This is a genomic window from bacterium, assembly GCA_021372775.1.
Classification (GTDB): Bacteria; Acidobacteriota; Polarisedimenticolia; order J045; family J045; genus JAJFTU01.
Map to the genome: position 1 here is coordinate 1 of JAJFTU010000146.1, position 5292 is coordinate 5292.

Here is a 5292-nt window from a genome sequence, read left to right on the forward strand (position 1 = left end):
GATCCCGATCGGCATGTCGCGCTGCGGGTTGATCGTCTCCTCCGCCGCCGTCGAGACCGCGTCGAAGCCGACGTACGCGAGGAAGACGATCGCCGCCGAGGTCATCACGCCGGAGAAGCCGAACGGCATGAACGGCTTCCACTTCGCCGGATCGACGTGCCCGCCGGCCAGCGCGATGAAGAAGACGATCACCGCCAGCTTCACGCCGACCATGATCAGGTTGAAGCGCGAGCTCTCCTTGATCCCGCGCACCAGGAGCGCGCTCAGCAGCAGCACGATCAGCGCCGCCGGCAGGTTGAAGACGCCGGGGTTCTTGTCCCACGGCGAGGCGCACCAGGTCTGCGGCAGGTCGATCCCGCCGACGCGCAGCATGTTCGCGAAGTACGACGACCAGCCGGTGGCCACGAGCACCGCCGCGACCATGTACTCGAGCAGCAGGTCCCAGCCGATGATCCAGGCCGGCAGCTCGCCCAAGGTGGCGTAGCCGTAGGTGTAGGCCGATCCTGACACTGGAATCATCGCCGCGAGCTCGGCGTAGCAGAGCGCGGAGCAGGCGCAGGCCGCGGCGGCGATGGCGAACGAGAGGATGATCCCCGGGCCGGCGTGCTTGGCCGCCTGCACGCCCGGCAGGACGAAGATCCCCACGCCGATGATGCAGCCGATTCCGAGCGCGACCAGGTCCCACGCGCCGAGCGTCTTGCGCAGCCGGTGGCCCGCTTCCGCGGTTTCGGCGAGCATGACGGCAAGCGGCTTGGTCCTCAACAGGCGCAGGCTCATCGGCTATCCTTTTTGATCGCGCCGGGCGTGGACGGGGGGGCGCGCCGCGGCAGTGGGACTATAACCAACGACCGAGGGCGGGATCAATGGCGGGAGACGGGCGATGATCGCGAGGGTGTTCGTATTCGCGGCGGCCGCGCTGGCGGCGGCGGCGCCCGCGCGCGCCGCGGCGCCGCGCTTCGCCGCGACCTGCCATCCCGCGGCCGCCGTGCTGCGCGAGCTCGCCGCCGGGCGCGCCGAGGTGACGACGCTGCTGCCCGCCGGCGCCTCGCCGCACACCTACGAGCCGCAGCCCTCCGACATCAAGAACGTCGCCGGGGCCAAGGCGCTCTTCTACGTCTCGTCGCCGCTCGACGGCTGGGCGACGCGGATCGGCGCCGCGAAGACGATCGAGATGATCCGCCTCGTGCCGCCCGCGCTGCGCCTCCGCAACCTCGAGGAGGAGGAAGGGCCCGGCGACGATCCGCACTTCTGGACCGACCCGTTGGTCGTCAAGGCGACGCTCCGCCCGCTGGCCGAAGAGCTGGCCAAGCTCGACCCGCCCGGCGCCGCGACTTACCGCGCCAACGCGGTCCGCTTCGCCGCGCGCCTCGACGCGCTCGACCGCGAAATGGCGGCGATCCTCGCCCCGGTCCGCGGCCGCGCGCTGCTCCTCTTCCACCCCTCGCTCCAGCACCTCGCCAAGCGCTACGGCCTGCCGATCGCCGGCGTCGTCGAGCCCTCGCCGGGGAAGGAGCCGACGCCGCGCTACCTGCAGAAGGTCCTGCGGATCGTCAAGGAGAAGCAGGTGCGCGCCGTCTTCGGCGAGCCGCAGCTTCCGCGCCGCGCGGTGGACGTCGTCGCCGAGGCGGCGGGGATCAAGAGCGGCCTCGTCGATCCGATGGGCGGCGTGCCGGGGCGGACGACCTACGAGGAACTGATGCTTTGGAACGCCCGCGCGCTGGCCGAGGCGCTGCGGTGAGCGCCCCCTCCGTCGAGGTCCGCGGCCTCACCGTCCGCTTCGGCGATTTCGAGGCGCTGCGCGAGGTGTCGTTCGCGCTCCCCGAGGACGGGAAGCTGGTGATCCTCGGCCCCAACGGCTCCGGCAAGTCGACGCTGCTGCGCGTGCTGCTCGGGCTCGTGGCGCCGACGGCGGGCGAGGCGCGCCTCTTCGGCCTCGCGCCGGAGGAGTTCCCGGCGCAGCAGATCGGCTACGTCCCGCAGGTCAAGACGCTCGACCGCAGCTTCCCCGCGCGGGCCCTCGATCTCGTCGCCAACGGCATCTCCCGCTCTTGGCCGGGGTTCTTCGGCGGCGGGGAGAAGCGCGCGGCGGAGGAGGCGCTGGAGCGGGTCGGCGCGGCGCACCTCGCCCGGCGCCCGCTGGGCCGTCTCTCCGGCGGCGAACTGCAGCGGGTCTACCTCGCGCGCGGCCTCGTGCGCCGGCCGCGCCTGATCGTCCTCGACGAGCCGGCGAGCGGCATCGACGCCGTCGGCGAGGCCGACATGTACCGCCTGCTCGACGTCTACCACGCCGAGACCGGCGCGGCGGAAGTGATGGTCACGCACGACTGGGAGGTCGCCTTCCACCACGCCAGCCACGTGCTGATCCTCTCCGGCGCGCAGGTCGCCTACGGCGCCCCGGCCGCGGCGATGAGCGCCGACGCGATGCGGCGCGCCTTCGGCCACGTCGGCCACGATCACGCGATGCGCGCCCACGACGAGGTCCACCGCCATGATTGAGGCGCTCCAGCTTCCGTTCATGCAGCGCGCCTTGGTCGCCGGGCTTCTCGTCGGCTTCCTCGGCAGCTACTTCGGCGTCTTCGTCGTCCAGCGCGGCCTGAGCTTCCTCGGCAGCGGCCTCGCCCACGCCGCGTTCGGCGGCGTCGCGCTCGGCCTGCTGCTCCGCGCCGAGCCGCTCTACGTCGCCGTCCCGTTCACGGTCCTCGTCGCGCTCGGCGTCTCCTGGCTGCGCGACCGGACGACGCTCGCCGCCGACACCGCGGTCGGGATCCTCTTCTCCGTCGCCGTCGCCCTCGGCCTCGTCTTCCTCTCGCTGCGCCGCGAGTACACCGCCGACGCGATGAACTACCTCTTCGGCTCGATCCTCGCCGTCTCGGCGGCCGACCTCTGGATCACGGCGGCGGTCGCCGTCGCCGCGCTCGCCGCGTGGCCGCTCTGGGGGAGCTGGGCCTTCGCCACGTTCGACCGCGAGCTGGCCCTCGCCGACCGCCTCGCCGTGCGCCGCCACGACTACGCGCTCTCCGTGCTGATCGCGGTGACGGTCGTCGTCGCGGTGAAGGTCGTCGGGATCGTGCTGATCTCCGCCTTCCTCGTCATCCCCGCCGCCGCGGCGCGCCTCGTCGCGCGCTCCTTCGCGGCGATGACCGTGATCTCCGTGGCGATCGGGATCGCCTGCGGGCAGGCCGGAGTGTGGGCGTCGTACTACCTCGACCTGCCGACCGGCGCGACGATCATCCTCGTCCAGGCGGTCGTCTTCTTCGGCGCCCTGGCCCTCTCCCGCCGGCGCTGACCGCGCCACGGCGCCGCGGCGCCGTGCCCGCGGCGGAATGGCCGCAATCACCGTTTTCCGACCATTCCGAGCGCGTTCCGGCATGTCGCGCCGACGGTCGCGACGATTGTCTTGCCGCGGCCGCCGACTCCCCGTACCACGTTCCGTTGTCGGCGTCGTCGGGACGCGCGCCGCCGGACTTCCTGCACCAACATCGCGACGCCGGGTCAGCGCTGGGCGCCCGCCGGCGTCGAGGAGGGCACGGCATGCCGGACACAATCCTCGCGCGAAACCTCCACACGACGCTGCACAACGCCGTCTACGGCAACAACACGATGAACCGCGGCAAGTTCTTCGCGATGACGCGCCCGGGGCTGCCGATCGACGTCGAGACGAACGAGAACGATCCGACCTCGCTCTACATGCAGTCGAACATCCTCGACCGGATCATCGACGTCTGCTACATCGCCAGGCCCAAGGGGGGCACGGTCAGCGCGACCTACGCCGAGTGGCTCGACAACACCCTCGTCCCGAACGCGACGCTCGACGACGCCGCGCGGCTCCGGCTGCAGCGGCTCGAAAACCGCCTCGCCGAAATCCAGCCGACCTACAACAACCACCGCCGCAACTACGAGCGGGCCCGGCGCGCCTACAAGATGGAGAACAACAAGCCGCCGGGGATCCGCAACGAGGCGCGCGTCGCCGCGCTGCTCGCCGACTGCGCCTCGACGCTCGAGGACTGGAACACCACCGGACGGCGGATGGAGTACGAGAACATCGCCGCCCAGACGCGGATCCTCGGCGTCGCCGACACCGCGCGCACGATGCAGCGCCTCAACGCCAACTTCAACGCGCTGCGGCGCCCGGCCCCGACGCCGGGCACCGGCACCTTCGTGCCGACGCTGCTCAACCCGGCGGTGAACCACTGGAACAACGAGAACTGGACCAAGATCCGCCTCGACGTCAACGACACCGACCTTCCGTCCGAGGCGACGGAGATCAACTGGAACGGCGGGACGGAGCTGAACAACGGCCTCTGGAGCGTCGGCGGCGCGATCGCCGGCGGCGAGACGCAGAACAACGTGGACTCCAACACCTCGCGCGCGACGATCGAGATGGAGCTGCTCCGCGTCGGCGTCGAGCGCGACTGGCTGAACATGGAGGTCCTCACCTCCGGCGTCTGGGCGTGGCGGAACACCCACCCCAACGAGGCGCTCTCGGCCGGGTACGACCCGACCACCCATCCGCCGCGCGCCCCGCATCCGCGCTCGCTGATGCCGATCATCGGCGTCGAGATCCTCGTCGCGCGCAACATCCGCCTCAACGCCAACTTCACGCGCGACCGGATCGACGAGGTCAACAAGCTGCGCGATACGCGCGTCGCCTGCGGCTGGGGCCCGTTCTCGATCACCGGCAACTACCGCACGACCTCCCGCGAGAAGCAGGTCTCCTCGCGCGAGGACAACAACGTGATCGTCGTCGAGACGCCGCAGATCGTCGGCTTCCTCTGCCGGATCATGCCGACGCTGCCCAACCCCGACCTCTCGCTCCCGTGGCCGGAGAAGCCGCGGGCCGTCGTGGACGATCCGAACTACGCCGCCATGGTCGCCGAGGCGAACGCGATGGAGTCGGCCCGCCTGCGCGCGGAGCTCCAGCTCGCCGAGGAACGCCGCGCGATCATGGACATGGCGCGCAACGCGCGGATCGACGCCGTGGAGCGTTCGCGGCAGGCGTTCCGCGCCAACCTCGAAGAGGAACTGCGCACCGCGATGATCGCCGGCGCGACGACGACCGAAACGCGCCGGTCCATCCCGGTTACGCCGACGGAAGCGGAGCGCGGCCGCCGGGCCGGCATGCCCGGAGCCACGCCCGAGCACTGATCCTCCACCTTCGCGCGGCGGGGTCCGGTGTCCCCCGCCGCGCGCCTTTTTTCCCCCCACGCCCGCTCGACGCCCGCGCCGCTCGCCCTCTTCTCCTCGCTCGCGCTCGAAGCCCGCGCCGCGCGCCCTCTTCTCCGCGCTCGCGCT

Annotated in this window: 5 protein-coding genes; 4 read left to right on the forward strand and 1 reads right to left on the reverse strand. The window is 71.7% G+C overall.

What is annotated here, in order from left to right:
- Window positions 1–777: amino acid permease (locus tag LLG88_04775; GenBank protein MCE5246221.1), on the reverse strand; the 777-nt coding region annotated here is incomplete at its 3' end.
- 115 nt (window positions 778–892) lie between these two features.
- Between LLG88_04775 and LLG88_04780 the strand changes: the two genes are divergently transcribed.
- From LLG88_04780 to LLG88_04795, 4 genes are all read left to right on the forward strand, one after another.
- On the forward strand, window positions 893–1738 hold the full coding sequence (locus tag LLG88_04780; GenBank protein MCE5246222.1) for a metal ABC transporter substrate-binding protein: 846 nt from the start codon (window positions 893–895) through the stop codon (window positions 1736–1738).
- Window positions 1735–2496, forward strand: coding sequence for an ABC transporter ATP-binding protein (locus tag LLG88_04785; protein MCE5246223.1), 762 nt, complete (start codon window positions 1735–1737; stop codon window positions 2494–2496). Before LLG88_04780 ends, LLG88_04785 begins: the two co-directional genes overlap by 4 nt.
- A complete protein-coding gene (locus tag LLG88_04790) occupies window positions 2489–3286 on the forward strand; it encodes a metal ABC transporter permease (GenBank protein ID MCE5246224.1) in 798 nt (265 codons plus the stop codon). Before LLG88_04785 ends, LLG88_04790 begins: the two co-directional genes overlap by 8 nt.
- 245 nt (window positions 3287–3531) lie before the next feature.
- Entirely contained in the window at window positions 3532–5145 is a 1614-nt protein-coding gene (locus LLG88_04795) for a hypothetical protein (protein MCE5246225.1), read from the forward strand.
- The last annotated feature ends 147 nt before the right edge of the window (window positions 5146–5292 follow it).